21 protein-coding genes are annotated in these 26,252 nt (G+C 71.8%); 14 read left to right on the top strand and 7 right to left on the bottom strand.

The window, feature by feature from the left end; translation table 11 throughout:
• The first annotated feature begins 35 nt into the window (after window positions 1-35).
• Window positions 36-779 carry an amino acid ABC transporter ATP-binding protein gene (locus tag ACZ5C2_RS06420; protein ID WP_468787196.1) on the top strand — a complete coding sequence of 248 codons (744 nt, stop codon included), beginning with the start codon at window positions 36-38 and terminating at the stop codon, window positions 777-779.
• Between the two features lie 273 nt (window positions 780-1,052).
• On the opposite strand, the gene ACZ5C2_RS06415 is transcribed toward ACZ5C2_RS06420, so the two are convergent.
• A complete protein-coding gene (locus tag ACZ5C2_RS06415; RefSeq protein ID WP_468787194.1) occupies window positions 1,053-1,811 on the bottom strand; it encodes a hypothetical protein in 759 nt (252 codons plus the stop codon).
• 153 nt (window positions 1,812-1,964) lie between these two features.
• Here ACZ5C2_RS06415 and ggt point away from each other — a divergent pair, with 153 nt between their 5' ends.
• On the top strand, window positions 1,965-3,782 hold the full coding sequence (gene ggt, locus ACZ5C2_RS06410; protein ID WP_468787192.1) for a gamma-glutamyltransferase: 1,818 nt from the start codon (window positions 1,965-1,967) through the stop codon (window positions 3,780-3,782).
• A gap of 482 nt (window positions 3,783-4,264) precedes the next feature.
• Here ggt and ACZ5C2_RS06405 read toward each other — a convergent pair whose 3' ends face one another.
• Entirely contained in the window at window positions 4,265-6,793 is a 2,529-nt protein-coding gene (locus ACZ5C2_RS06405) for an ATP-dependent Clp protease ATP-binding subunit (RefSeq protein WP_468787678.1), read from the bottom strand.
• Window positions 6,794-7,576: 783 nt separating this feature from the next.
• Window positions 7,577-8,353, bottom strand: a complete 777-nt coding sequence (gene map, locus ACZ5C2_RS06400) for a type I methionyl aminopeptidase (protein WP_468787191.1) — start codon at window positions 8,351-8,353, stop codon at window positions 7,577-7,579.
• 33 nt (window positions 8,354-8,386) lie between these two features.
• Between map and ACZ5C2_RS06395 the strand changes: the two genes are divergently transcribed.
• From ACZ5C2_RS06395 to ACZ5C2_RS06355, 9 genes are all read left to right on the top strand, one after another.
• Complete coding sequence (locus ACZ5C2_RS06395) at window positions 8,387-8,650, top strand: helix-turn-helix domain-containing protein (protein WP_468787189.1); 264 nt, start codon at window positions 8,387-8,389, stop codon at window positions 8,648-8,650.
• 348 nt (window positions 8,651-8,998) lie between these two features.
• A complete protein-coding gene (locus ACZ5C2_RS06390; RefSeq protein ID WP_468787187.1) occupies window positions 8,999-10,525 on the top strand; it encodes a hypothetical protein in 1,527 nt (508 codons plus the stop codon).
• Window positions 10,526-10,736: 211 nt separating this feature from the next.
• On the top strand, window positions 10,737-11,579 hold the full coding sequence (locus ACZ5C2_RS06385; RefSeq protein ID WP_468787185.1) for a nitrilase-related carbon-nitrogen hydrolase: 843 nt from the start codon (window positions 10,737-10,739) through the stop codon (window positions 11,577-11,579).
• Window positions 11,576-12,862, top strand: coding sequence for an aspartate aminotransferase family protein (locus ACZ5C2_RS06380; RefSeq protein ID WP_468787183.1), 1,287 nt, complete (start codon window positions 11,576-11,578; stop codon window positions 12,860-12,862). Before ACZ5C2_RS06385 ends, ACZ5C2_RS06380 begins: the two co-directional genes overlap by 4 nt.
• Window positions 12,863-12,892: 30 nt before the next feature.
• On the top strand, window positions 12,893-14,452 hold the full coding sequence (locus ACZ5C2_RS06375; RefSeq protein WP_468787181.1) for a PucR family transcriptional regulator: 1,560 nt from the start codon (window positions 12,893-12,895) through the stop codon (window positions 14,450-14,452).
• A 156-nt stretch (window positions 14,453-14,608) separates the two neighbouring features.
• The gene (locus ACZ5C2_RS06370; protein ID WP_468787179.1) at window positions 14,609-15,451 is read left to right on the top strand and encodes a nitrilase-related carbon-nitrogen hydrolase; all 843 of its coding nucleotides are present in this window, start codon (window positions 14,609-14,611) and stop codon (window positions 15,449-15,451) included.
• A gap of 104 nt (window positions 15,452-15,555) precedes the next feature.
• The gene (hydA, locus tag ACZ5C2_RS06365) at window positions 15,556-16,959 is read left to right on the top strand and encodes a dihydropyrimidinase (protein WP_468787177.1); all 1,404 of its coding nucleotides are present in this window, start codon (window positions 15,556-15,558) and stop codon (window positions 16,957-16,959) included.
• A gap of 11 nt (window positions 16,960-16,970) precedes the next feature.
• Complete coding sequence (locus ACZ5C2_RS06360) at window positions 16,971-17,972, top strand: TIGR03842 family LLM class F420-dependent oxidoreductase (RefSeq protein ID WP_468787175.1); 1,002 nt, start codon at window positions 16,971-16,973, stop codon at window positions 17,970-17,972.
• Between the two features lie 27 nt (window positions 17,973-17,999).
• Window positions 18,000-19,520, top strand: coding sequence for an NCS1 family nucleobase:cation symporter-1 (locus ACZ5C2_RS06355; RefSeq protein WP_468787173.1), 1,521 nt, complete (start codon window positions 18,000-18,002; stop codon window positions 19,518-19,520).
• An 11-nt stretch (window positions 19,521-19,531) separates the two neighbouring features.
• Here the strand turns inward: ACZ5C2_RS06355 and ACZ5C2_RS06350 are convergent, their stop codons facing one another.
• From ACZ5C2_RS06350 to ACZ5C2_RS06335, 4 genes are all read right to left on the bottom strand, one after another.
• The gene (locus ACZ5C2_RS06350) at window positions 19,532-20,431 is read right to left on the bottom strand and encodes a CAP domain-containing protein (RefSeq protein ID WP_468787171.1); all 900 of its coding nucleotides are present in this window, start codon (window positions 20,429-20,431) and stop codon (window positions 19,532-19,534) included.
• 359 nt (window positions 20,432-20,790) lie between these two features.
• Window positions 20,791-21,456, bottom strand: coding sequence for a hypothetical protein (locus ACZ5C2_RS06345; RefSeq protein ID WP_468787169.1), 666 nt, complete (start codon window positions 21,454-21,456; stop codon window positions 20,791-20,793).
• Window positions 21,457-21,636: 180 nt separating this feature from the next.
• A complete protein-coding gene (locus ACZ5C2_RS06340; protein WP_468787167.1) occupies window positions 21,637-22,701 on the bottom strand; it encodes a lipoate--protein ligase family protein in 1,065 nt (354 codons plus the stop codon).
• 401 nt (window positions 22,702-23,102) lie between these two features.
• Window positions 23,103-23,915: a DeoR/GlpR family DNA-binding transcription regulator gene (locus ACZ5C2_RS06335; protein ID WP_468787165.1), complete on the bottom strand. Its 813-nt coding sequence runs from the start codon at window positions 23,913-23,915 to the stop codon at window positions 23,103-23,105.
• Window positions 23,916-24,267: 352 nt separating this feature from the next.
• Between ACZ5C2_RS06335 and ACZ5C2_RS06330 the strand changes: the two genes are divergently transcribed.
• The 3 genes from ACZ5C2_RS06330 to ACZ5C2_RS06320 are packed head-to-tail and all read left to right on the top strand — an operon-like array spanning window position 24,268 to window position 26,237.
• A complete protein-coding gene (locus tag ACZ5C2_RS06330; RefSeq protein ID WP_468787163.1) occupies window positions 24,268-25,218 on the top strand; it encodes an SIS domain-containing protein in 951 nt (316 codons plus the stop codon).
• Entirely contained in the window at window positions 25,211-25,414 is a 204-nt protein-coding gene (locus ACZ5C2_RS06325) for a hypothetical protein (protein WP_468787161.1), read from the top strand. The genes ACZ5C2_RS06330 and ACZ5C2_RS06325 overlap by 8 nt, the downstream gene beginning before the upstream one ends.
• Entirely contained in the window at window positions 25,395-26,237 is an 843-nt protein-coding gene (locus tag ACZ5C2_RS06320) for a class II fructose-bisphosphate aldolase (RefSeq protein WP_468787159.1), read from the top strand. The genes ACZ5C2_RS06325 and ACZ5C2_RS06320 overlap by 20 nt, the downstream gene beginning before the upstream one ends.
• Window positions 26,238-26,252 lie beyond the last annotated feature (15 nt).

Genomic DNA, 26,252 nt, shown 5'->3' with positions numbered 1-26,252 from the left:
GACCACCACACGGCTGAGAACGAGTAGGGGTGGGTATGGCCGTCGATCCGCTGATCGAACTGCGAGACGTCAACAAGTACTTCGGGGACCTGCATGTGCTGCGGGACATCGACCTCACCGTGGCCAGGGGGGAGGTGGTGGTCGTCATCGGCCCTTCGGGCTCGGGGAAGTCGACCCTGTGCCGGGCCATCAACCGGCTGGAGACCATCCACTCCGGCACGATCGCGCTCGACGGCCGGCCGCTCCCGGACGAGGGCAAGGCGCTGGCGCGGCTGCGCGCCGATGTCGGCATGGTCTTCCAGTCGTTCAACCTCTTCGCCCACAAGACCGTGCTGCAGAATGTCTCGCTGGGCCAGGTCAAGGTCCGCGGACGCAAGAAGGACGAGGCCGACCGGCGCTCCCACGCACTGCTCGACCGCGTCGGCGTGGCCGACCAGGCGGACAAGTACCCGGCGCAGCTCTCGGGCGGCCAGCAGCAGCGCGTGGCGATCGCGCGGGCGCTGGCCATGGAACCCAAGGCGATGCTGTTCGACGAGCCGACCTCCGCGCTGGACCCGGAAATGATCAGCGAGGTCCTGGAGGCCATGCGCCAACTGGCCGAGGAGGGCATGACCATGATCGTGGTCACCCATGAGATGGGCTTCGCCCGCTCGGCCGCCAACCGTGTGGTCTTCATGGCCGACGGCCGGATCGTCGAGGACCGCGCGCCCGACGAGTTCTTCGGCGATCCGCGCACTGACCGGGCCAAGGACTTCCTCTCGAAGATCCTCAAGCACTGAGCGGGTGACGTCCGCGGACCCGTCCGTCCCGACCTCGACTACGATGTTCCCTCCATCCCGGTGGGGAAGGGGACTTCGCGGCAGGAGCGCGGACGCCGCCGCCGGGAGGGGCCCACCGCGGGACCCCGCCCGCGGGGGAGGCGGTCACATCGGCCAGTCCCGTCCGGTGGCAGCCGGAGATCACTGCTCGCACGGCGGACCGACACGTACCACGGGTCGTTCGCCGGCGAGGAGAAGGTCAGCTGCGCGCCGGACGGGGGGCGCCGGCCGGACTCACTCCGCCCGGTGCGCCTTGCGCGGTGCCGTGGGAGCGGACAGCGGTGTCTGCGCCGACTTGGTCACGTCCGCCACCACTTCGACCACATCCGGGCCATAGGCCTGGGAGTTGATCACCTTCAGCAGCAGCACGAAGGAGTTCGACCCGTGCTTGCGGGCCAGCCGCTCGTGATTGCGGGCGAGATAGCGGGTCGCGGCCTGGTTGGTGATCGCACGCTGGCCGCAGAACAGGAACACCGGCCGCGTCTCGTGCCGTTCACCGGCGGTCAGCCGGGCCAGCAGAACGTACTCGGTGATGCCCGGGTCCATGCGATAGCGCTCGGAGCCGATCTGGAAGGCGCCCCGGTCCGGTCCCGGCTCCGGATCGACATTGACCCGCACCCCCGGAAGCATGGCCGCCATGTGCGCCACCATCCGCCGGTTCGAACCCGGGCCGCCCACGCAGAACTCGGTCCGCTCGCCGAAGCCCTGGTGCGCCGCGTCCTGCGTCACCACCTGGACATGCGCCCCGCAGTCCTTGATCAGCGCGGAGAGTTCGAGCAACGCGAACACGTCGAAACGGTGCACCGCCGGTTCCGCGGTCGCCGAATCGCGGTTGACGACGAGCAGCGACTCGGAGTTCTCGGGCAGTCCGAAGAAGGCCTGCTTGCGCCGGAGCTTTCGCTTCCACAGATAGGTACGGGCGATCCAGCCCAGCGCGGCACTGATGCCCGCGGCCACCACACCCAGAATGATGTTGCGTACGTCGTCGGTCATGGGCGCGCATGCTAGCGGTCCGACGCAAACCCGTGTTCGACACCCGGGTGACGGACTTCTTCCCGGCGGCCGGCACGGCACACCCCACGACATCCCTGACGAGGGCATGGCGACGAACTAAGCTGCGCGCACGGCCCTTAACCGGAGGTGCGGATGCGTCGCTCTGTCGTACGGAAGCTCGGGGTCCTGGCGGTCGGTGCCGCCGTGGTGTCGGTAGGGGCGTTCGTGCCGCCCGCCGGGCACGACAGGCCCGACCGGCCTGCCCCGCACCCGCCCAAGGTCCCCGTGGCCGTCGGATACGGCGGTGCGGTCTCCAGCGTCGACGCCGACGCCTCCGCGGCCGGGATCGAGATCCTGCGCAAGGGCGGCAACGCCGTCGACGCGGCCGTCGCCACGGCTGCCGCGCTCGGCGTCACCGAGCCCTACTCGGCCGGTATCGGCGGAGGCGGCTACTTCGTCCACTACGACGCCCGGTCCCGCACCGTGCACACCCTGGACGGCCGCGAGACCGCCCCGCTCACCGCCGACCCGGGACTGTTCCTGGAGAACGGCGAGCCGGTCCCGTTCGCCGAAGCCGTCAGCAGCGGTCTCGGGGTCGGCACCCCCGGCACGCCCGCCACCTGGCAACGGGCGCTCGACAAGTGGGGCAAGCGCGGCCTGGGCACGGTCCTGAAGCCCGCCGAGCGCCTCGCCCGCGACGGCTTCACCGTCGACGACACCTTCCGCGCGCAGACCGCCGCCAACGAGACCCGCTTCCGCCACTTCCCCGACACCGCCGGACTGTTCCTCCCGGGCGGCGAACTCCCGGTTGTCGGCTCCGTCTTCAAGAACCCCGACCTGGCCCGCACCTACGCGGAGTTGCGGCGCGAGGGCGTCGACGCCCTGTACCGGGGCGCCATCGGCCGGGACATCGTGAACACGGTCAACAAGCCGCCCGTGGACCCGGGTTCCGGCTGGAACGCCCGCCCGGGCGACCTGTCCGCCCGTGACCTCGCCGCCTACCGCGCCACGTCACAGCCGCCCACGAAGACCTCCTACCGCGGCCTGGACGTCTACTCCATCGCCCCGTCCTCCTCCGGCGGCACGACCGTCGGCGAGGCCCTCAACATCCTTGAACGCACCGACCTGGCCAGGGCGAGCGACGTCCAGTACCTGCACCGCTTCATCGAGGCGAGCCGCATCGCCTTCGCCGACCGGGGGCGCTGGGTCGGCGATCCCGCCTTCGAGGACGTACCGACGAAGGAACTGCTCTCCCAGCGGTTCGCCGACTCGCGCGAGTGCCTCATCAGGGACGACGCCGTCCTCACCAGCCCCCTCGCCCCCGGCGACCCCCGCGACCCGAAGCCCTGCGGCACGGGCGGCGGAGCCGCCCCGACGACGTACGAGGGCGAGAACACCACACACCTCACGACCGCCGACCGGTGGGGAAACGTCGTCGCCTACACCCTCACCATCGAGCAGACCGGCGGCAGCGGCATCACCGTGCCCGGCCGCGGCTTCCTGCTCAACAACGAGCTGACGGACTTCTCCTTCGCCCCGGCCGATCCGGCCGTGCACGACCCGAACCTGCCGGGCCCCGGCAAGCGGCCCCGGTCGTCGATCTCGCCGACGATCGTGCTCGACCGGCAGGACCGGCCGGTGGTGGCGCTCGGCTCCCCCGGCGGCTCGACCATCATCACCACCGTGCTCGGGACCCTCACCGGCTTCCTCGACCGCGGACTGCCCCTGGCCGACGCGATCGCCGCGCCGCGCGCCAGCCAGCGCAACACGGCGCGGACCGACCTCGAGCCGGGGCTGTACGACAGTGAGGTGCGGCAGCGCCTGGAAGCCGTCGGGCACTCCTTCCGGGAGAACCCGGAGATCGGCGCGACCACGGCCATCCAGCGGCTGCCGGGCGGCAAGTGGCTCGCGGCGGCCGAGAAGGTCCGCAGGGGCGGCGGCTCGGCGATGGTGGTACATCCGGCGCGCTGAGCCTGCCCGGCGTCTCCCGGCTCTGCCGGGAGACGCCGGTCTCCCCGGCAATCGCTGGTGTCCCGGGAGGGCCGGTCTCCCCGGAAACGCCGGTCTTCCGGGGACCGCCGCTCTTCCGGGAACACCCGTTTCCCGCGCATCACCGGCCGGTACGTCGCTGAGCGGGGGCGGTCGCTCCTTGCGTGACCTCCCAGACGATTTCGGTGTCCAGGGTTGATGACGCGGTGATGCCGAACGTCGCGCGCCGTCGCCGCGTCACCGCGCTCCTCATACTCCGGCGGGTGAGCGGTCCGCGGCGTCCAGGCGCTCGCCCAGCGGGTGGCGGGAGCCCCCCACGAGCTCGCGTTCGCCCGCAGGGCCCCGCCCGCTCCACCTGGGGCCGGCCGGAGCCGTCGGTCTTCCCCGCGTCGGTCCGCCGGACAAACCCTGCCCGGCGCACCCAGCCGCGGGCGCCCGGCCGCGGGGTGCCCCGCGCGTCCGGCTCACAGCTCGGGTGCCGGTGTCTCCTGCGTACGGAACGTCAGGCGTTCGTCCTGCGCGTCGACCGTCACCCGGCCGCCCTCCTGGACGCGGCCGTCCAGGAGCAGCCGGGAGAGCTGGTTGTCGACCTCGCGCTGGATGGTGCGGCGCAGCGGCCGGGCACCGTACTCGGGCTGGTAGCCGCGCCGGGCCAGCCAGTCCACGGCCTCGTCGGTGAAGTCCACTGTGATGTCCTGGCTCTTGAGACCGCGCCGGGTGCCCTCCAGCAGCAGGTCGGTGATGCGCCGCAGTTCCTCGGCGGTCAGCTGGCGGAACACCACGACCTCGTCGATCCGGTTGAGGAACTCGGGCCGGAAGTGCTCCCGCAGCGGCCGCAGGATCTGCTCCCGCCGCGCCTCCTCGTCCGCGTCCGCGCCGCCGGACGCGAAACCCACGGCGGCGCCGCGCCGGGTGATCGCCTCGGAGCCGAGATTGCTGGTCATCACGATGACGGTGTTGGTGAAGTCCACCGTCCGGCCCTGCGAGTCGGTCAGCCGGCCGTCGTCCAGGACCTGGAGCAGGAGGTTGAAGACATCCGGGTGGGCCTTCTCGACCTCGTCCAGCAGCAGCAGCGAGTACGGGTGCCGGCGCACCACCTCGGTCAGCTGCCCGGCCTCCTCGTGCCCCACATAGCCGGGCGGGGCGCCCACCAGCCGGCTGACCGTGTGCCGCTCCTGGTACTCGCTCATGTCGAGGCGCACCATCCGGTCCTCGCTGCCGAACAGCGCCTCGGCCAGCGCCCGCGCGAGCTCCGTCTTGCCGACGCCCGTCGGCCCGAGGAACAGGAAGCTGCCGATCGGCCGGTCGGGACTGGCGAGCCCCGCGCGGGAGCGCAGCACCGCGTCCGAGACGACGCGCACCGCCTCCTCCTGGCCGACGACCCGCTGGTGCAGATGCTGCTCCAGGGCCAGCAGCCGGTCCCTTTCCTCCTCGGTGAGGCGGCTGACCGGGATGCCCGTCTGCCGGGCCACCACCTCGGCGATCGCCTCGGCGTCCACCCACAGACTCTGTCCCTCGTCGACCTCGTCCTCGCCGCCTGTCTCCGTGATCCGCTGCTTCAGCTCCACGATGCGGTCCCGCAGTTGCGTGGCCTGCTCGTACTGCTCGTCGGCGACCGCCTGGTCCTTGTCACAGGTGAGTTGCTCGATCTCGCGCTCCAGGGCCCGTACGTCCGTGCCCTTGGTCCGCGCCCGCAGCCGCACCCGGGCACCGGCCTGGTCGATGAGGTCGATGGCCTTGTCCGGCAGCCGGCGGTCGCTCAGATAGCGGTCGGACAGCTCCACGGCCGCCACCAGCGCCTCGTCGGTGTAGCGGACCTGGTGGTGGGCCTCGTACCGGTCCCGAAGGCCGCGCAGGATCTCGATCGCGTCGGCGGGGGTCGGCTCCGGCACCATGATCGGCTGGAACCGCCGGGCCAGCGCGGCGTCCTTCTCGATCCGGCGGTACTCCTCCAGCGTGGTCGCGCCGACGATGTGCAGCTCGCCGCGGGCGAGGGCCGGCTTGAGGATGTTGCCCGCGTCCATCGAGCCGCCCTCGCCACCGCCCCCGGCGCCCACAACGGTGTGCAGCTCGTCGATGAAGATGATCAGCTGCTCGGAGTGGGAGCGGATCTCCTCGACGATGGTGTTCATCCGCTCCTCGAAATCGCCCCGGTAACGGGTCCCGGCGACGACCCCCGTCAGGTCCAGGGCGACCACACGCCGTCCGAGGAGTACGTCGGGCACGTCCCCCTCAGTGATCCGCTGGGCCAGCCCTTCGACGACGGCGGTCTTGCCGACACCCGCGTCGCCGATCAGCACCGGGTTGTTCTTGCCACGCCGGGAGAGCACCTCGACGGTCTGCTCGATCTCCTGGTCCCGGCCGATCACCGGGTCGATACGGCCCTCGCGGGCCAGCGAGGTGAGGTCACGGCCGTACTTGTCCAGGGTCGGGGTGCCCGTGGCGGGGCGGGGGCGCTCGGCGCGCGACTGCTGGGCCTCCGGCGCCTCCGGCGGGCCGGAGGGGGCGAACCTCGCCGCGTTGAGGATGTGCCCGGCGGCCGAGTCGGGGTTGGCGGCGAGGGCGCTGAGCACATGCTCCGGGCCGATGTAGCCGGCGCCGCTCGCCCGGGCCATCTCGTGCGCGTCGAGGAGCGCCCGCTTGACGGCGGGGGTCAGGGACAGCGAGGTCGGCGGCGGGGCGTCGCCCGGGGCGTGCTGGACGGGGCCCGACCGGTCGTCGATCTGGGACGCCAGCGAGTCGGGGTCCGCCCCCGCCCGGCTGAGCAGGCTCCGGGTCGGCTCGGCGGAGAGGGCGGCGCGCAGGAGGTGCTGGGTGTCCAGGTCACGGCTGCCGTGCTCGGCGGCATACTGGGCGGCGCCGCGCACCAGCTCCCGGGCGGGCTGGCTGAGGAGCCTGCCGATGTCGATCTGGCGGGGGCGCTGTCCGCCGAAGAAGCGCGCGAGGAATTCTGCGAACGGGTCACCCTCCGGGCCGACGAAACCACTCGTCATCGTCATCCGTTCCTTCGCTGGGTCGACGTGCCGGGCCCGGGTGTCCCGGCCGGGGCTCGCTCATGCCCACGATGACACGATCCGTATGCGCGGGCATTTCAGAAGGGCGACGGCGTACGGCCCGGCGACCGGTGGCTCCCCGGCCGCGGCATCCGGCTCGCGGCCCGCTCCCGGCGGCGGGGTATGCGGCCGGCAGCTCCTGGTGCCGCCTCTGACGAACCGTACGGTCCCGGTCCCGGACGACGATCGGTCGGCGTGCCCCGGTGGGCGGACGGTGGGCGGCGTCCAGCAGGGCGCACGTGCGGGCCACGTCCTTCGGCACCGTGGTCGGCGCCGCCCGGTTGATCGCGTCCAGGTGCGAGGTGAGCTCGTCGAAACAGCAGCGAGGGACGGGCGAGCAGGGCGGGGCCGGAGCCATGCGTCGGCGTTCGCCGCCGGAAAGGGCGCTCCCGCGCCCGCCTGCCTGGGGCGGGTGGCCGGTGGGCGCGGGAGCGCGGTCATCGGGCCGGTGGGCGGGAGCGCGGCTCCGGACCATGTGCAGACGCCCGGGTATTCCCGTTCGCCGGCCGGTGCCGCCCGCTCGGCTCCGTGCGCGGGACGCGGGTGCGGATCAGCTGGGCGACTGCGTGGAGAAACGTTTCCACCTCGGCTTCGGAGCCGGATTGCCCAGCCTCCGCGCCGGTTCGGACGTGGGCGCGGAAGGGAGCCGCCGGGGCGCGTTCGCGGACCTCCACCGCGCAACACGGCCTCAACCTCGCACAGGTGGCGGGTGACGACCGGTCCTCACGCGGTACGACGAGCGGTCAGAACGCGTGGCCCGTTCTCGGTGACCGCCACCGTGTGTTCCACGTGCGCCGCTCGGGTGCCGTCGTTCGTACGGAGGGTCCAGCCGTCCGGGGCGGCGTGGTAGGCGTCCGTGCCGCCGGCGATCAGCATGGGCTCGATCGCGAGACACATGCCGTGCCGCAGGAGCATGCCCCTGCCCGGCCTGCCCTCGTTCGGTACCGGCGGGTCCTCGTGCATGCGGCGGCCGATGCCGTGGCCGCCGAAGTCCTCCATGATCCCGTACCCCGCGCCGCGGCACACCGTGCCGATCGCGTGTGCGATGTCGCCGATGCGGTTGCCGACGACGGCCGCCTCGGTGCCCGCGGTGAGCGCCCGCTCCGCCGTCTCGATCAGCCGGAGGTCGGCCGGGCGGGGGGTGCCCACGGTGAAACTGATCGCCGAGTCCCCGGCCCAGCCCCCCAGTTCGGCTCCGCAGTCGATGGAGACGAGGTCCCCGTCGCGCAGCCGGTACGCGTCCGGGATGCCGTGCACGATCGCGTCGTTGACGGAGGCGCAGATCACCGCGGGGAACGGGGTCGGCGCGAAGGAGGGCCGGTAGCCCAGGAAGGGTGAGGTCGCGCCCGCCGCGCGCAGCACGTCGTGCGCCACCTGGTCCAACTCCAGCAGGGAAACGCCCACGTCGGCGGCCTTCCGTACGGCCGTCAGCGCGTCGGCGACGACCTGGCCGGCCTCGTACATGGCATCGATCGATGTGTCGGTCTTGAGTTCCACCATGCCAATTACTATACCGGTATTAGAATGGTGTTCATGGTGCGCACCCCCTTGACCCCAGAAGAGCGCGAACGCGGCGAGCGCTTCGGCCGGCTGCTGCGCGAGGCGCGCGGCGACCGCAGCATGGCCGAGGTCGCGGCGAGCGCCGGCATCTCCGCGGAGACGCTCCGCAAGATCGAGACGGGCCGGGCGCCCACCCCCGCGTTCTTCACCGTGGCCGCCCTGGCGGGCGCACTCGGTCTGTCGATGGACGAACTGGCGGGGCGCTGCGCGCCGCCGAGCACGTCGATCGCCGCCTGAGGGGATCGACCTGCAGTCGTGCGGTCGTTCGGTCCTCGGCGCGCGGTCCTTGCGCGGTCCATCGGTCCAGGCGGCCCGGCACCCGGCTCCCGGGGCGGGCCGCGGGCATCCGGCGGGTCCCGTGCGGGCTCCTGGCCCCAGGCTGCCCCGGCCTCCGGACCCGGCGCGGGGTCTTTTGGTTCCGGCTGCCCCGCCTCCCGGCTCGCGCCGCCCGTTCCTCCGGTCCCCGGTCTCCGGGTGGCCCTCCGGCGCGGTCCGCATCCCGCCGGAAAACTCTCCGTAGCCCCGCTGTAACACGGCGGGTGTTACCTACGGATCCGAGCACTCCGGATCTGGTGGGAGTTGGGTATGGCGGCGGAGCAACTCCCGGCAGCGGTTCGGGAGTTCACGGACTACCTGCGAGACCTGCTGGCGCGCCTCGACCGGTACGGCGGCTGGTGCCTGGTGTTCTGGCAGCGGGACCCCGGCGGCATGCGGGCCTGTGTCGAAGGGCGTGAGCCACCGCCCTGGGACGTGATGGAGGCACTGCTCCACGACCTCGTCGCCGCGTGCGGGCCGGGAGCCGCCGAGGCCGAGACCCCGGTGGCCCGTTCCCTGCACACGGCCGCGCTGGCCGCGCACGACGCCCGACCCGGGGCCCGGGAGGGGCTCACCGGCCGGCTCGACGTCATGTTGCGTGAGCAGCGGTACGCGGCGGAGCGTCATGCGGAACTGGCCCGCAGGCTCGCCTCCGCCGTCAGCCACCAGGAGGTCCGCGTCCTCCGCGAGGATCTCGCCTGGGCGGAGGACGACCACCGGCGCGCCACGGCCCGCTGCGCGGAGATCACGGCCCGACTGGAATCCCTCGACCGACGTGCCGCCCGGGCGGGCCACCCGCCGCCACCGCACGGACGGTACGAGAAACGTCGGCCGGTCCCCGACCCCATCCGGACACCTCCTGGCGCACCGGGCCCGTCCGGCTCGACCCGGGAGCGCGTCGCACCGCAGTGGCACGATGCACCGGCTTCCGGAACGCGCCGGTCCCCCGGGACGGCGCCGGGCGCGGCCGACGGGCCCGCGCAGCCCGGCTCTGCGGAGTTGGCGTCCACCCGCGAACGCGCGCAGCCCGCCCCCGCGGAGCTCAGCCGCACCACAGGACCCGCGCAGCCCCCGCGCAAGCGGCGCCGGGGCGGGGCGCGGTTCGCCGGGGTGGGTGAGGGGGAGGGCTGGCCGGTCGCCGTACCGCCCTCCGTCGTGCCGGACCTTCCCGCGGCCGCTCCCGCCTCGCGCGGTGCGCGGTTCGCCGGGGTCGACGAGGCGCCGGGGGAGGCGGCGGAGTCCCGGAGTGACACGACCGTCGGCGCGGCCGACCGGCAGGAGGTCGGCCGCGCCGTGGCGACACTCGCGCGGCTGCGGGAAGAGGGCCGCAGCGGAGAGGCGCACGCGCTGCTGTCCGAGACCGCGTACTCACCCGCCGTACGGTTTCCGCTGCTGGCCGACGCGATGCGGCGGGCGGGGCTCGGCGCGGACTGGGCGACGCTGCTGTGGGAGGCGGCGGCCGCGCTGCCCGCCGACAGGCTCGTCGCCGCGGCCGGCGCGCTCACCACGGCGGGCCGCGTGGAGGACGGCGAGCAGATCCTCAGGCAGGGTGTCGTACGGCCGGCCGACGAGGTCGGATGGGCCGTACTCACCCTGGACAGGCAGGCGCGTCATCGCGAGGCGGGGGCGCTGCTCGACGCCTGCGTCCGGATGCGGACCCCGGAGGACGCGGCCCGCACGGCCGCCTCCGATCCGCGCAGGCTCGTCCCGCTGCTCCTCACGGCCGCCCGGGGAGTCTCCGACACCCGGTACCGGGATCTGCTGCACGCCCTGCGCGTCGCGGGACTGGCGGTCTGACCGGGAACCCGCGGGGCGGCGGACCCGGGCGACGCCTTCTCGCCCGGCGCGCCGCCCGCGGCCGACTCACCCACAGGGGTGTCAAACACGATCGACTCCGCGGCCTTGACGACGATGGTCTTGGCAAGGCCGTCCGAGGGGCTTACGTTCGTCCCTCTACGACCGTTTCTACGGGCGTAGAGGCGCTGACGCCGCGTCTAAGGAGCAGCTCATGGCCAACGTCGTACGTGCCGCTCTGGTCCAGGCGAACTGGACCGGAGACACCGAGTCCATGCTGGCGAAACACGAGGAGCACGCCCGCGAGGCGGCCCGGCGGGGCGCGAAGGTCATCGGATTCCAGGAAGTGTTCAACGCCCCCTACTTCTGCCAGGTCCAGGACCCCGGGCACTACCGCTGGGCCGAGCCCGTCCCCGACGGCCCGACCACCCGCCGGATGCGGGAGCTGGCCCGGGAGACCGGCATGGTGGTCGTCGTGCCGGTGTTCGAGGTCGAGCAGTCGGGTCACTACTACAACACCGCGGCCGTGATCGACGCCGACGGCACCGTCCTCGGCAAGTACCGCAAGCACCACATCCCCCAGGTCAAGGGCTTCTGGGAGAAGTTCTACTTCCGGCCCGGCAACCTGGGCTGGCCCGTCTTCGACACCGCCGTCGGCAAGGTCGGCGTCTACATCTGCTACGACCGGCACTTCCCGGAGGGTTGGCGTCAACTCGGACTCAACGGCGCCCAGTTGGTCTACAACCCGTCGGCCACGCACCGGGGCCTGTCGTCCCACCTGTGGCGGCTGGAGCAGCCGGCCGCGGCCGTCGCCAACGAGTACTTCGTCGCCGCGATCAACCGCGTGGGCGTGGAGGAGTACGGGGACAACGACTTCTACGGAACCTCGTACTTCGTCGACCCGCGCGGTCAGTTCGTCGGTGACGTCGCCAGCGACAGCAAGGAGGAACTCGTGATCCGCGACCTGGACTTCGACCTCATCGACGAGGTGCGGCAGCAGTGGGCCTTCTACCGCGACCGCCGCCCCGACGCCTACGAAGGGCTGGTGCGGCCGTGACCGACGGCCTGCTGGGCCGCCACCGCTCCGTGCTCCCCGACTGGCTCGCCCTCTACTACGGGGAGCCCATCGAGATCACCCATGGCGAGGGACGCCACGTCTGGGACTCCGAGGGCAACCGCTACCTCGACTTCTTCGGCGGCATCCTCACCACCATGACCGCCCACGCCCTGCCCGAGATCACCAAGGCGGTGAGCGAACAGGCCGGGCGGCTCGTCCACTCCTCCACCCTCTACCTCAACCGGCAGATGGTGGAACTCGCCGAGCGCATTGCCAAGTTGAGCGGTATCCCGGACGCCCGGGTGTTCTTCACCACCTCCGGCACCGAGGCCAACGACACCGCGCTGCTGCTCGCCACCACCTACCGGCGCAGCAACACGATCCTGGCGATGCGCAACAGCTACCACGGCCGCTCCTTCAGCTCGGTCGGCATCACCGGCAACCGCGGCTGGTCCCCGACCTCGCTGTCCCCGCTCCAGACGCTGTACGTGCACGGCGGCGTACGCACCCGAGGCCCGTTCGCCACGCTCGACGACTACGATTTCGTCGCGGCGTGTGTCGACGACCTCAAGGACATCCTCGGCCACACCCGCCCGCCCGCCGCACTGATCGCCGAACCGATCCAGGGCGTGGGTGGCTTCACCTCGCCGCCCGACGGACTGTACGCGGCCTTCCGCGAGGTACTGCACGAGCGGGGCATCCTGTGGATCGCCGATGAGGTGCAGACCGGCTGGGGCCGCACCGGCGAGCACTTCTGGGGCTGGCAGGCGCACAGCCGCAGCGGCCCGCCCGACATGCTGACCTTCGCCAAGGGCATCGGCAACGGCATGTCCATCGGCGGGGTCGTCGCCCGCTCCGAGATCATGAACTGCCTGGACGCCAACAGCATCTCCACGTTCGGCGGCACCCAGATCACCATGGCGGCGGGTTTGGCCAACCTCACCTACCTGCTGGAGCACGACCTGCAGGGCAACGCCCGCCGGGTCGGCGGCCTGCTCATCGAGCGACTGCGGGCCGCCGCCGCCCAGGTGCCCGCCGTACGGGAGGTGCGCGGACGCGGGCTGATGATCGGCATCGAGCTGACGAAACCCGGCACCGACGAGTCCGACCCCGAGGCGGCGTCCGCCGTCCTGGAAGCGGCCCGCGAGGGCGGCCTGCTCATCGGCAAGGGCGGCGGACACAACACCAGTGCCCTGCGCGTCGCCCCGCCGCTGTCCCTCAACGTCGCGGAGGCCGAGGAAGGCGCCGACATCCTCGAACAGGCGCTGCGGAGCATCCGGTAGGAGCGTTACACCGAGCAGAAGGACGCTGCCATGACCACTTGGGAGCCACTGGCACCGGCCCTCTCGGTCCGGCAGGTCCTCGCCCTGGAACGGGTGCTCGCCGGGGAGCCCGAGGTGGTGGCCGGCGCCGGCCGGCTGGACCGGCCGGTGCGCTGGGTGCATGTCGCGGAGGCGGCCGACGTCGGAGTGATGCTCAGCGGCGGCGAGATGGTGCTCACCACCGGAGTGCTGCTCGCCGGCGACGAGGACAAGCAGGCCGAGTACGTCCGCTCCCTGCACCGCGCCGAGGCGTCCGCCGTGGTCCTCGGACTCGGCCGTGCCTTCCCGGCCCCGCCGGAGGCCATGCGGCGGGTGGCGGAGCGGTGCGGACTTCCCCTGGTCGTCCTCCACCGCCCTTTCCCCTTCGCCCAGTTGACCGAGGAGGTGCAGTCCCGGCTGGTGCGGCGGAAGTTCGCCGCCGTCAGCCTCTCCGAGGCGGTACGCACCGAACTCACCGCGCTGATCACCGCCGGCGCCCCGCTGCAACGCCTGCTCGACGAGGTCGCCCGCCACAGCGGCTGCCCCGTCGTCGTCGCCAACCTCGCCCACCGTGTCCTCGGCACGGCGGGGGAGCGGCCGGCCGTGGACGACGTCCTGCGTGACTGGGAACGCGTCGCCCGGCAGGCCGGCGGCAGCGAGGGCGACGGCTGGATCCGTGCCGAACTCGGCGGCCGGGGCGAGCGGTGGGGCCGGATCGTGCTGTGCGGCTACCGGGGAGACACCGCCACCGGACGCCTGCTCGCCGACCGTGCCGCCGAGGCCCTCGTGCTGCACCGGATGCTCGGTGGCGAAGCGTGCTCCTGGGAGGAACAGTCCGCGCAGAGCCTGCTGACCGACCTGGTCAGCGGTGCCGTACCGGCCCGGCAACTGCTGTCCCGGGCGCGTGCGGCCGGGCTGCCGGTGAACCGGCGCACCTTCGTGCCGCTCGTCGTACGCGGCCGGGACCCGGCCCGGCTCGACCGCGTCCTGCGCCTGCTGGGGCTGCCCGGGATCGTCGCCGAACTGGCGGGCACCGCGACCGTCGTCCTGCTCAGCCTCGCCCGGGACCAGGACGCCGACGCCCTCACCGCCCACTTCGCCGTGCGGCTGCGCGCCGAGTCCGGGGCGGCGCCCCCCGTGGTGGCGGCGGCCGGCGCCCGTACCTCCTTCGACGACGTGCCCGCCGGTCTGCGCGAGGCCCGGCATGTGGCCGACGCCGTGGCGGACTCGGCCGCCGCGCTGGAGCTGCCGCCCGTGGTCCGGCTCCGCGACGTGCATCTGCGCGGGCTGGTCAGGCTGTTGCGGGACGACCCCCAGGTGCAGTCCTTCGCGGAACGGGAGCTGGACGGCCTGCTGCGCGACCCGGACGAGGACCTGCTGTCCGTGCTGCGCACCTATCTCGCCACCGGACGCAACAAGTCCCGCACCGCGCAGCTCCACCATGTGTCGCGGCCCGCCCTCTACCGCCGGCTGGAGGCGATACAGGTGCGCCTGGGCGTGGACCTCGACGATTTCGAGCAGGCCGCCTCGGTGCACATCGCGCTCCTCGCGCATGACGCGCAACAGCGCTGAAACAAGCGAACCACCTGCGACAACGGCGGTGATACATGGGCCCATCGACGCATGACACGGTGACACGCCGTACCCCCGCAGACGTGACACGGTGCAACTCAAAGCAGGCTCCGTCCCTCCCTAGGCTCGCCGCACACCGAGCGACCGGAGGTCCCGATGAGCCGAGTGATCCGCGCCGCCGTCTTCCAGACCGCCTGGACCGGCGACAAGGAGTCGATGATCCAGGTCCACGAGCAGGCCGCCCGCGACGCCGCCGCCCAGAACGCCCAAGTGCTCTGCTTCCAGGAGCTGTTCTACGGGCCGTACTTCTGCCAGGTCCAGGACCCGGCATTCTACGAGTACGCCGAACGCATTCCCGACGGCCCAGTGGTCCAGCGCTTCCAGGCACTCGCCCGGGAGCTGGGCATCGTCCTGGTCCTGCCGATGTACGAGGAGGAGCAGCCCGGGGTCCTCTACAACACGGCCGCCGTGATCGACGCCGACGGCTCCTACCTCGGCAAGTACCGCAAGACCCACATTCCTCAGGTAAAGGGATTCTGGGAGAAGTTCTACTTCCGTCCCGGCAACAGCGAATGGCCCGTCTTCGACACCGCCGCCGGCCGGATCGGCGTCTACATCTGCTACGACCGCCACTTCCCCGAGGGCTGGCGCGCGCTCGGACTCGCGGGCGCCGAAATCGTCTTCAACCCCTCGGCGACCTCACGCGGACTGTCCGGCTACCTCTGGCAGCTGGAACAGCCGGCGGCGGCCGTCGCCAACGAGTACTTCGTCGGCGCCATCAACCGGGTGGGCGTGGAGGAGTACGGGGACAACGACTTCTACGGCACCTCCTACTTCGTCGACCCCGAGGCCCAGTTCGTCGGCGAACCGGCGAGCGACAAGGAGACCGAACTCGTCGTCCGCGACCTGGACATGGCCAAGCTCCGCGAGGTCCGCGACCGCTGGCAGTTCTACCGGGACAGGGCGCCGGCAACCTACGGCCCCCTGACGACGCCCTGAGGCGCGGTCCACCCAGGGGCGGGGGGCCGCGTTCGACGTGCGGCTACCGCCGCGGGGCGCGACCAGCCACACACAGCCCGCACCCGACACCCGCGAGGAGCGACATGAGCACCCGCACAGCCATCCGCGGCGGACTCGTCATCACCGCCGCCGACGAGATCCACGCCGACGTCCTGATCGAGGACGGCCGCATCGCCGCCCTCGCCGCATCCGGCACCCCGGCCGCCGAGTCGCTCACCGCCGAGCGGACCATCGACGCCACCGGGAAGTACGTCATCCCGGGCGGTGTCGACGCCCACACCCACATGGAGCTGCCGTTCGGCGGCACCTTCGCCTCCGACACCTTCGAGACGGGCACCCGGGCAGCCGCCTGGGGCGGTACGACCACCGTCGTCGACTTCGCCGTACAGAGCGTCGGCCACTCCCTGCGCCACGGCCTGGACGCCTGGCACGCCAAGGCCGAGGGCAACTGCGCCATCGACTACGGCTTCCACATGATCGTCTCCGATGTGAACCAGGAGACGCTCAAGGAGATGGACCTGCTGGTCGAGGAGGGCGTGACCAGCTTCAAGCAGTTCATGGCCTACCCGGGGGTCTTCTACTCCGACGACGGTCAGATCCTGCGCGCCATGCAGCGCTCCGCCGAGAACGGCGGGCTGATCATGATGCACGCCGAGAACGGCATCGCCATCGACGTACTCGTCGAGCAGGCCCTGGCCCGCGGCGAGACCGACCCCCGCTTCCACGGGGAGGTCCGCAAGGCCCTCCTCGAGGCCGAGGCCACCCACCGCGCCATCCGGCTCGCCCAGGTCGCAGGGGCCCCGCTGTACGTCGTCCACGTCTCCGCCACCGAAGCCGTCGCGGAACTGGCCCGGGCCCGCGACGAGGGCTTGAACGTCTTCGGCGAGACCTGCCCGCAGTACCTGTTCCTGTCCACGGACAACCTCGCCGAGCCGGACTTCGAGGGCGCCAAGTACGTGTGCAGCACCCCGCTCAGGCCGAAGGAGCACCAGAGGGCACTCTGGCGGGGCCTGCGCACCAACGACCTCCAGGTGGTCTCCACCGACCACTGCCCCTTCTGCTTCACCGGCCAGAAGGAACTCGGCCGGGGCGACTTCTCCAAGATCCCCAATGGTCTCCCGGGCGTGGAGAACCGCATGGACCTGCTCCACCAGGCCGTCCTCGACGGGCACATCTCCCGCCGCCGCTGGATCGAGATCGCCTGCGCCACCCCGGCCCGGATGTTCGGCCTCTACCCGAAGAAGGGCACGATCGCGCCGGGCGCCGACGCCGACGTCGTGATCTACGACCCGGGAGCCGAGCAGGTCATCTCCGCCGACACCCACCACATGAACGTCGACTACTCGGCCTATGAGGGCAGGCGGGTCACCGGCCGCGTCGAGACCGTCCTCTCGCGCGGCACCCCCGTCATCACCGAACGCCAGTACACCGGGCACGCCGGGCACGGCGTCTACACCCCGCGTTCCACCTGTCAGTACCTCACCTAGGAGCCACGCGCATGGACTTCGGACTCGTACTGCAGACCGACCCGCCGGCCTCGCGGGTCGTCAGCCTGATGAAGCGCGCCGAGCGCAACGGCTTCACCCACGGCTGGACCTTCGACTCCGCCGTGCTGTGGCAGGAACCCTTCGTGATCTACAGCCAGATCCTGGCCGGCACCACGAAACTGAAGGTCGGTCCCATGGTCACCAACCCGGGCACCCGCACCTGGGAGGTCACCGCCTCCACCTTCGCCACGCTCAACGACATGTTCGGCAACCGCACCGTCTGCGGCATCGGACGCGGAGACTCCGCGATGCGCGTCGCGGGACGCAGACCCAACACCCTGGCCCGCCTCGGTGAGGCGGTCGACGTGATCCGCGACCTCGCCGAGGGACGCGAAACCGAGGTCGACGGGCAGCCACTGCGCATCCCGTGGGTGAACGACGGAAAGCTGCCCGTCTGGATGGCCGCGTACGGGCCGAAGGCGCTCGCCCTCACCGGACGGAAGGCCGACGGCTTCATCCTACAGCTCGCCGACCCGTATCTGACCGAGTGGATGGTGAAGGCCGTACGCGCCGCGGCCGCCGAGGCGGGGCGCGACCCCGCCTCCGTCACCATCTGCGTCGCCGCCCCCGCGTACGTCGGTGACGACCTGGCGCACGCCCGCGAGCAGTGCCGCTGGTTCGGCGGCATGGTGGGCAACCACGTCGCCGACCTGGTCTCCCGCTACGGCGAGCACTCCGACATGGTCCCGGAGGCGCTGACCGCGTACATCAAGGAGCGGCACGGCTACGACTACAGCCACCACGGACGGGCCGGCAACCCGTCCACGGACTTCGTGCCCGACGAGATCGTCGACCGGTTCTGCCTGCTCGGCCCGGCCGAGGCTCACATCGAGAAGCTGAAGGCGCTGCGCGAACTGGGCGTGGACCAGTTCGCCGTCTACGACATGCACGACGCGCAGGAGACGACGATCGACGCGTACGGCGCGGAGATCATCCCGGCACTCAACCGCTGACCGGTACCACCGCCGAAGGACACGCCCATGACAGCGACCGTCCCGCCCACGCCGTCCGACAGACCCATACCCGACCCGGCGGGACGCGTCGAGCTCCCGCCGGGCACCACCCTCACCGACAGCCGCTTCGTCAACGACGACCTGCTGCCGGTGCCGCTGGTCCGGCGCCGCTGGACGACGTACAACTTCACCGCCCTGTGGGTGGGGATGGCGCACAACATCCCGTCCTGGCTGCTCGCCTCCGGTCTGGTCGCGCTGGGCATGGACTGGAAGCAGGCCGTGTTCACCATCGCGCTGGCCAATGTGATCGTGCTCGCGCCGATGCTGCTCACCGGTCACGCCGGACCCAAGTACGGCATCCCGTTCCCGGTGCTGGCCCGTGCCTCGTTCGGGCTGCGCGGCGCCAACCTGCCGGCGATGATCCGGGCCGGGGTGGCGTGCGCCTGGTTCGGCATCCAGACCTGGATCGGCGGTCAGGGCATCTTCGTCCTGCTCGGCAAGATGTTCGGTGGCTGGGCGGAGGCCTCCGAGGTCGGCGGCCAGCCGTGGACGCTGTGGGTGTGCTTCGTCCTGTTCTGGGCCCTCGAACTGGCCATCATCTACCGGGGGATGGAGACACTGCGCCGGTTCGAGAACTGGGCCGCGCCGTTCGTCATCGTCGGCGCGCTGGTGCTGCTGGCCTGGATCGCGAACAAGGCCGGCGGCTTCGGGCCGCTGCTCGACCAGCCGTCGCGGCTCGGCTGGGGCGCGGACTTCTGGCCGGTGTTCTTCCCGTCCCTCATGGGCATGATCGCCTTCTGGTCGACCCTGAGCCTGAACATCCCCGACTTCACCCGCTTCGGCGCGGGCCAGCGCGCCCAGGTCTGGGGCCAGACCCTCGGACTGCCGACGACGATGACGCTGTTCGCGCTGCTGTCGGTGTTCGTCACCTCCGGGTCGCAGGCGGTGTACGGGGCCCCGGTGTGGGACCCCGTCGCGCTCGCCGCCGAGACCGACAACGTCTTCGGACTGCTCTTCGCCCTGGTGACGGTGCTCGTCGCCACCATTTCGGTGAACATCGCCGCCAACGTGGTCTCCCCGGCGTACGACCTGGCGAACCTGGCGCCGCGGCTCATCAACTTCCGTACCGGTGCGCTGATCACCGGTGTCGTCGGCGTGCTGATCATGCCGTGGAAGCTCACCGAGACACCCGAGCTGTACATCTTCACCTGGCTCGGCCTGGTCGGCGGGCTGCTGGGCACCGTCGCCGGGATTCTCATCGCCGACTACTGGATCGTCCGCCGCACCGCCCTGGACCTGCCCGACCTGTACACGCCCGGCGGACGCTACTGGTACACGTCCGGCTGGAACCTGCGGGCCGTCGCCGCCTTCCTGGCCGGCGGGGTGCTCGCCGTGGGTGGCTCCCACTCCGCCCCCGGCAAGGGGCCCTTCCCGGAGGACGGGCTGATCCCCTTCCTCAGGCCCCTCGCCGACTACGGCTGGGCGGTGGGTCTGGCGGCGTCGCTCGTGGTGTACGTCGGCCTGATGGCCGGGCGCCGGCGGGCGTGAGCGTACGGCGCCTACCGGGCCGTCCCGAAGTCCTGGGTCCAGTAGGCGCCGGGCTGCGCCAGCCCGACACCGATCTCCTTGAACGCGCAGTTGAGGATGTTCGCCTTGTGACCGGGGCTGGTCATCCAGCCGGCCATCACCTGCTCGGGGGTGGAGTAGCCGTAGGCGACGTTCTCGCCGTAGGTGCTCCAGCTGTAGCCGGCACGGGTGATGCGGTCACCGGGGGAGGAGCCGTCGGATCCGGTGTGCGACATGCTGCCGTTCGCCGCCATGTCCTCGCTGTGGTTCTGCGCCGCCTCGGTCAGGGTGGCGTTCACCGTGACCGAGGAGCAGCCGGCCTTGTCGCGCTCGGCATTGACGAGCTGCACGACCCGGGCGACGGCGCCGGACGCGGCGGGGCTCGAGGCGGTGGCGCTGGGCTTCGGGGCGGTGGCGCTGGGCTTCGGGGCGGCGGTGGTGGGCTTCGGGGCGGTGGCGCTGGGCTTCGGGGCGGTGGCGCTGGGCTTCGGGGCCGCCGTGGTGGGGTCAGGAGCGGCCGTGGTGGGCTTCGGAGCCGCGTCGGCGGGCGTGGCGGTGGACGCCTCGGGGACCGTCTGCTGAGGCTTGTGCCACGGCTTGGCACGGCTCGGCTCGGGTGTGCCGGGCTTCGAGGGACCCTGCGTGACGGCCGGGGTGTCCGACGGCACCGAGGACGGCTTGCCGTGCTGCTGGCTGCTCCACTGGCGGTACCAGTCGGGGCCGTCCCATCTGGCGTGGTCCGCGACCGGGGCGGCGCCGCCCCGGTTCTGCCGTTCCCCGCTGCCCGGCCAGTCGGTACAGGCCATGGCGACGGAGGGTATGCCTATGACGCCGATGGCGACTGCCGCGACGACCGTCCGGCGGTACTTCTGCTGATGGCGGTGCTTTCCCATGTGTGACCTCACCCCTGCTGTCCGGAGGCTGGTCATTCTTGGGACGGCCCCGCACCGGGCGCAAAGGGCCCTTCTACTACGGTGCTTCGTAGCTCCGTCCAGGTCTTGCGTGGGGCGGGGAGGGCATGCCGACCCCCTGGTGAACGGCTTCCCGAGAGGTCTGTCGCCCCGTCAGGAACCGGCGGACGGCGACGAGGCCGTGGCTTCCTGCCCACCGCCGGATCACCTTCCGCCAGGCCCGGTCCCACGTCCACGGCAAGCCGGACAAGTCCCCCATGTCGCCGGAGCGGCTCCTACTAAGCGGCACGCGCAGATCGGGAACCCGCTGTGACGGATGTCACGGAACCATCAATTCCGGATCACTTCCGCGCGTCTCCCAGGGCCGCCACCGCTTCCTTGGCGGCCCTGATCGCGCCCTTGTTGATCTCATCCGTGCTCGGCGCCTTCTTCGACTCGAAGTCGCTGCCGTTGTACGTCACGATCACCAGCGCGTTGGAGTCGCGCGCCAGGACGACACCTTCGCGCGTCTGCTGCTTGTCCTCGGTGGAGAGGTTCACGACGGAGTACGCCGCGTCCCCGAGCCCGGGGACCTCGCCCCCGCCGCTCCTCTCCTCCAGCCGCCCCTTGTACGACTGCTCCGCCGCCTCGTCCGACTCCAGCACCTCGTAGGACACGTCGAGCCACCGGTACTCGTAGCCCTTGAGCGCGTTCCAGGAACACGTGCGGCGCAGCTTCGTGTCCGTGGACGGTATCTCCTTGCCCGCCGTCTTGGCGCCCGGCACAAGGGACTTGACGCTCTTCCCGGCGATGCTGTCGCACGGCGCCGGTGCGGCGGTGTAGGTCTTCGCCACCTGGGTCTCGGAAGGGGCGGAGGCGGACTGGGTCTTCGTCTCCTCGGTCGGCTTGTGCTCGGCGGCCTGCGGCGCGGACAGCGGGCCGGAGGACAGCGCCCAACCCGCCGCGGCGAGAACGACCACCGGGGACAGGCGCGCGGTCAGGGCGATCGGCAGAGGAAAGGAACGCACGGCGCACTTCTCGTGGGGTTGGTGCGGAGGGGGCCCGCACTGCGGACGGGACGCCAGTGTCACACGCATTGTTGTGGCGCGGAAGGGTCAACTCGCTGCGTAGGCGCGTGGTGACGGGGGCGTACCGTCCGGGGCGGCCGGTTGCTTCGATTCCTCTGCGAAACGGGTGCTTTGCGGGTCTCAGGGCACGCGCGCGACCCACTCCGGGGAGGTGAACTTCGTCCGCGTCAGCTGCTGAGCGCGGGAGAGTTCCTCGTCCGTCACCTTGCCGGCGGCGAGCCCGTACCGGGCCCGGAAGGAGTCGATCATCCGCCCGATGACGGCCTCGCGCGGCAGACCGGTCTGCCGGCGCAGCGGATCCACCCGCTTCTTCGCGCTCCTGGTGCCCTTGTCGGACAGCTTCTCCCGTCCGATGCGCAGCACTTCGAGCATCTTGTCTGCGTCGATGTCGTACGCCATCGTCACGTGGTGCAGCACCGCGCCCGGACCGCCGTCCGGACCCACGATCCGCTTCTGCGCGGCACCGGCGATCTTGCCCTGGTCGGTGGCGATGTCGTTCAGCGGCTGGTACCAGGCGCGGACGCCCATCTCGCCGAGCGCGCCGAGCACCCAGTCGTCCAGATAGGCGTAGCTGTCCTGGAACGACAGCCCCTGCACCAGCGCCTCCGGCACCGACAGCGAGTAGGTGATCGTGTTGCCGGGCTCCACGAACATCGCGCCGCCGCCGGAGATCCGGCGCACGACCTCGATGCCGTGCCGCTCGGCGCCCTGGGCGTCGACCTCGTTGCGCAGGGACTGGAAACTGCCGATGATCACCGCCGGGGCGCCCCATTCCCACACCCGCAGCGTCGGCGGACGCCGGCCGGCGGCGACCTCGGCGGTCAGCACCTCGTCCAGGGCCATGTGCAGCGCGGGAGACTGGGGACCCTCGTGGATCAGCTGCCAGTCGTAGTCGGTCCAGTCGGTGGCGTGGGCCAGTGCGCGGCGTACCGCGACGCCGACGCCCTCGGAGGTGAGCCCGTACATCACGGTCCCCTCGGGGAGGGCCGCGTCGATCCGCGCGGCGAGGCCGGCGGCGTCGGTGTCGGCGGGGGCGCCGTCCAGGGCGCGGTTCACGGCGTCCAGCGCCTCGTCGGGTTCGAGGAAGAAATCGCCCGCCACGCGCGCGCGGCGCAGCACGCCGTCCTCCACAGCCACGTCCACGACGACCAGCTTGCCGCCGGGAACCTTGTACTCACCGTGCACGGATCCGCCTTTCCCCTCCTACTTCCGCACATGGCAACACCGGCGAGGGCGGGACTGTTCCCCCACCCTTTCCGGGCGTCAAGCCGTGCGTCCGCTCGACACCGCCGCGGGACGCCCTCTCGCCCACGCCTCACTCCGGGACACATCCAGGTACCCGAGAGGCGGAGCGGATCGACACTGCGCGGAGAAGCGGGGCATCGCCTACCGGCTCGTCGCCCACTCCTCCCGCTGGACGCGACGAAGCAGGTCCGGTTCGCGGTGCCGCCGTCCAACGGCAACGCCCGCATCGTCGACCTGGCCATCACCCCCTGAACACAGGCTCGTTGACCGCGTCTGCCGGCCGTCCGCCGCGAGGCGCGGCGGGCCGCCGGGACACGCCGTCCGTCCGTCCGCGTACCCGGTCAGACGGCGTGCACCTTGATCCCCGCCTCGGTGAGCCGGGCCGCCGTCTCGGACGGCAGCGCGGAGTCGGTCACCAGGACGTCGACGCGGTCCAGTCCACAGATCCGCGCGAAGGCACGCCGGCCCATCTTCGACGCGTCGGTGACCACGATCACGCGGCGTGCCCGCTCGGCGAACAGCCGGCTGATGGCGGCCTCGTCCTCCTGGTGGGTCATCAGCCCCAACTCGGGGTCGACGCCGTCGACTCCGAGGACGGCGACATCGAGAACCACCTCGTTCAGCACCCCCGCGGTGAGCGGCCCGACGAGTTCGTACGTCTGGGGGCGGGCCACCCCGCCGGTGACCACGATCTTCACCTGTGGGCGTACCGCCAGCTCACCCGCGATGTTGAGCGCGTTGGTGACGACCGTGAACAAGGGCGCCGATGCCTCGGGCGCCTCCCGCCGCCCCCGTCCGTCGCGGCTGCCGCCCGCCCGCAAGGCCAGTGCCCGTGCCACCTCGGTCGTCGTGGTGCCGCCGTTGAGGCCCACCACGTCGCCGTCGGCGATCATCTCGGCGACGGCCGTCGCGATGCGCTGCTTCTCGGAGGCGTGGCGGGAGGACTTGTAGCGCAGCGGCAGTTCGTAGGAGACGCCGTGCGCGATGGCTCCGCCACGGGTGCGGACCAGCATCTGTTGTCCGGCCAGCTCGTCGAGATCACGGCGAATGGTCGCGGGGGAGACCTCGAGGGCGGTGGCCGCGTCGTCGACGTCGATCCTGCCCTCGCCGGCCAGCAGCTCCAGCAGCTTGTTCCACCGATCGTGCTTGGACATGCGTCGGACTCCCTCGGGCCTCGGTACGGCGCTCCGGACACGGTACGGCGCTCCGGACACGGTGAGGGTCGCACCGGCCGCGGGCCGGAGAGCGCTCTCGTGCGTGCATCTGCTCGCAGCCTCGTCTCTTCATGCGGTGACGAGCAAGCCGCAGGCGCCTTGCCCCGCAACGTTCGGGTAACGAACCCCGGGCCTGCCGTTCGTTTCCGTCGAACACCTCGCGCCACGACGAATGCTCGTTAATGATTGAAGAGTACGAGCTCTGAGCAATTTACTGCATTCATCTCCTGTGTCTCCGACCACGGCCCGCCGCACCGCGTCCGCTCCACCCGTCCCGAAGGAGTGCGTCACCTTGTCCATCCCCCGTTCCTTTTGCACCTCGGCCGAGATCGCCTCCCAGCCCGCCGTGTGGCGCCGGGCCGCCGCGTCACTGCCGCGCCAGTTGGCGGCGCTGCCCCGACGAGGAGAGCGCGTCGCCGTCGTCGGCTGCGGTACCTCCTGGTTCATGGCGCAGTCCTACGCCGTACTGCGCGAGACCGGCGGTCACGGCGAGACCGATGCCTACGCCGCCTCCGAGTTCCCGCTCGGGCGGCGCTACGACCGGATCCTCGCCATCACCCGGTCCGGCACCACCACCGAGGTCCTCGGCCTGCTGCGCCGGGTGAAGGGCACCGTGGCCACCGGAGCCGTCACCGCCGACCCCGCGACCCCCGTGATGAAGGCGGCCGACGCCGTCGCCGTACTGGACTTCGCCGACGAGGAGTCGGTCGTCCAGACCCGGTTCGCCACGGCCAACCTCGCGCTGCTCCGCGCCCACCTGGAATCGGAGGACTCCCTGCCCGCCGGTGTGGGAACCCTGGACGCCGCGATCCATGACGCCGAACGGGCCGTCACCGAACCCCTCGACGCCGCCGTGACCGGAGCCGAACAGTTCACGTTCCTGGGCAGCGGCTGGACCTGCGGCCTGGCGCTGGAGGCCGCCCTGAAGATGCGGGAGGCGGCCGGTGCCTGGACCGAGGCGTACCCGGCGATGGAGTACCGGCACGGGCCCATCAGCATCACCGGCCCGGGCCGGGTCACCTGGGCGTTCGGCGGCCTCCCGGAAGGCATGGCCGACGATGTCGCCCGGGTCGGCGGCACCCTGGTCGCGGACTCGACCGCCACACCCGGGGGACTGGACCCGCTCGCCGACCTCGTCCGCGCCCAGCGCCTCGCCGTGGCCTGCGCCGAGGCCCGGGGGTACGACCCCGACCGGCCCCGCAACCTCACCCGGTCCGTGGTCCTCCAGGACGGCGATGCCTGACAGGCACGCCCCGGCCGCGGCCGTCGCCCAGCAACCGGTCGTGGTGGGCGGAGGTCTCTCCGGAGCCGGTGACCTGCTCCTCGCCCCCGCCCGAGACCTGCTGTCCGGACACCTGGCGTTCCGGCGCCGGCCCGGGCCGGTACTCATCCGCACCGTCGTAACCGTGGAGGACCTCCATGCCGCTCACCCCCACTGACGACATCGTCGGCCCCGCTTCCCGGGCCGGAGTGGGTGTCGGGGCGTTCAACGTGGTGCAGCTCGAGCACGCCGAAGCCATCGTCAGCGGGGCTGAGGCGGCAGGGCGACCCGTGATCCTGCAGATCAGCGAGAACACCGCCCGCTACCACGGCTCGCTCGCACCGATCGGGCTCGCCACCCTCGCCCTCGCGCGTGCGGCGCACACGCCCGTAGCCGTCCACCTGGACCACGCGCAGTCCACGGACCTCGTGCACGAGGCCGTGGAACTCGGCTTCACCTCCGTCATGTTCGACGCCTCCGGGCTTCCGTACGAGAAGAACCTGAAGGCCACCCGGGAGGTCACGGACCACTGCCATGCCCGGAACCTGTGGGTGGAGGCGGAACTCGGCGAGGTCGGGGGCAAGGACGGGGCGCACACCCCCGGGGTGCGCACCGATCCGGACGAGGCACGGGACTTCGTCGCCGCCACGGGGGTGGATGCCCTGGCAGTGGCGGTGGGCAGCTCCCACGCCATGACCACCCGGAACGCCGTCCTCGACTTCGCGCTCATCGCCGCGCTACGCGACACCGCGGGCGTCCCGCTCGTCCTGCACGGCTCGTCCGGGGTGGCCGACGCGGACCTCGCCAGGGCCGTCCGGGCGGGAATGACCAAGGTCAACGTCGCCACCCACCTGAACAAGGCCTTCACCCGGGCTGCCCGCGCCCACCTGGACGCACACCCGGAGACCATCGACCCGCGCAGGTACCTCGGCCCCGCCCGGGACGCCGTCGCGGACGGGGTGGCGCACTTGCTCAGGGTGCTGTCGGCCGGGAGCGGCTGAAACGGGCGGAGTCCA

Source organism: Streptomyces sp. NPDC031365 (assembly GCF_055569765.1).
This window is presented reverse-complemented; position numbering and strand designations above follow the sequence as displayed.

Bases quoted from the DNA above. Each gene is read 5' to 3' on its own strand.
- ACZ5C2_RS06420 (WP_468787196.1), top strand. From the start codon at position 36: ATGGCCGTCGATCCGCTGATCGAACTGCGAGACGTCAACAAGTACTTC.
- ACZ5C2_RS06415 (WP_468787194.1), bottom strand. From the start codon at position 1,811: ATGACCGACGACGTACGCAACATCATTCTGGGTGTGGTGGCCGCGGGC.
- ggt (WP_468787192.1), top strand. From the start codon at position 1,965: ATGCGTCGCTCTGTCGTACGGAAGCTCGGGGTCCTGGCGGTCGGTGCC.
- ACZ5C2_RS06405 (WP_468787678.1), bottom strand. From the start codon at position 6,793: ATGACGAGTGGTTTCGTCGGCCCGGAGGGTGACCCGTTCGCAGAATTC.
- map (WP_468787191.1), bottom strand. From the start codon at position 8,353: ATGGTGGAACTCAAGACCGACACATCGATCGATGCCATGTACGAGGCC.
- ACZ5C2_RS06395 (WP_468787189.1), top strand. From the start codon at position 8,387: ATGGTGCGCACCCCCTTGACCCCAGAAGAGCGCGAACGCGGCGAGCGC.
- ACZ5C2_RS06390 (WP_468787187.1), top strand. From the start codon at position 8,999: ATGGCGGCGGAGCAACTCCCGGCAGCGGTTCGGGAGTTCACGGACTAC.
- ACZ5C2_RS06385 (WP_468787185.1), top strand. From the start codon at position 10,737: ATGGCCAACGTCGTACGTGCCGCTCTGGTCCAGGCGAACTGGACCGGA.
- ACZ5C2_RS06375 (WP_468787181.1), top strand. From the start codon at position 12,893: ATGACCACTTGGGAGCCACTGGCACCGGCCCTCTCGGTCCGGCAGGTC.
- ACZ5C2_RS06370 (WP_468787179.1), top strand. From the start codon at position 14,609: ATGAGCCGAGTGATCCGCGCCGCCGTCTTCCAGACCGCCTGGACCGGC.
- hydA (WP_468787177.1), top strand. From the start codon at position 15,556: ATGAGCACCCGCACAGCCATCCGCGGCGGACTCGTCATCACCGCCGCC.
- ACZ5C2_RS06360 (WP_468787175.1), top strand. From the start codon at position 16,971: ATGGACTTCGGACTCGTACTGCAGACCGACCCGCCGGCCTCGCGGGTC.
- ACZ5C2_RS06355 (WP_468787173.1), top strand. From the start codon at position 18,000: ATGACAGCGACCGTCCCGCCCACGCCGTCCGACAGACCCATACCCGAC.
- ACZ5C2_RS06350 (WP_468787171.1), bottom strand. From the start codon at position 20,431: ATGGGAAAGCACCGCCATCAGCAGAAGTACCGCCGGACGGTCGTCGCG.
- ACZ5C2_RS06335 (WP_468787165.1), bottom strand. From the start codon at position 23,915: ATGTCCAAGCACGATCGGTGGAACAAGCTGCTGGAGCTGCTGGCCGGC.
- ACZ5C2_RS06325 (WP_468787161.1), top strand. From the start codon at position 25,211: ATGCCTGACAGGCACGCCCCGGCCGCGGCCGTCGCCCAGCAACCGGTC.
- ACZ5C2_RS06320 (WP_468787159.1), top strand. From the start codon at position 25,395: ATGCCGCTCACCCCCACTGACGACATCGTCGGCCCCGCTTCCCGGGCC.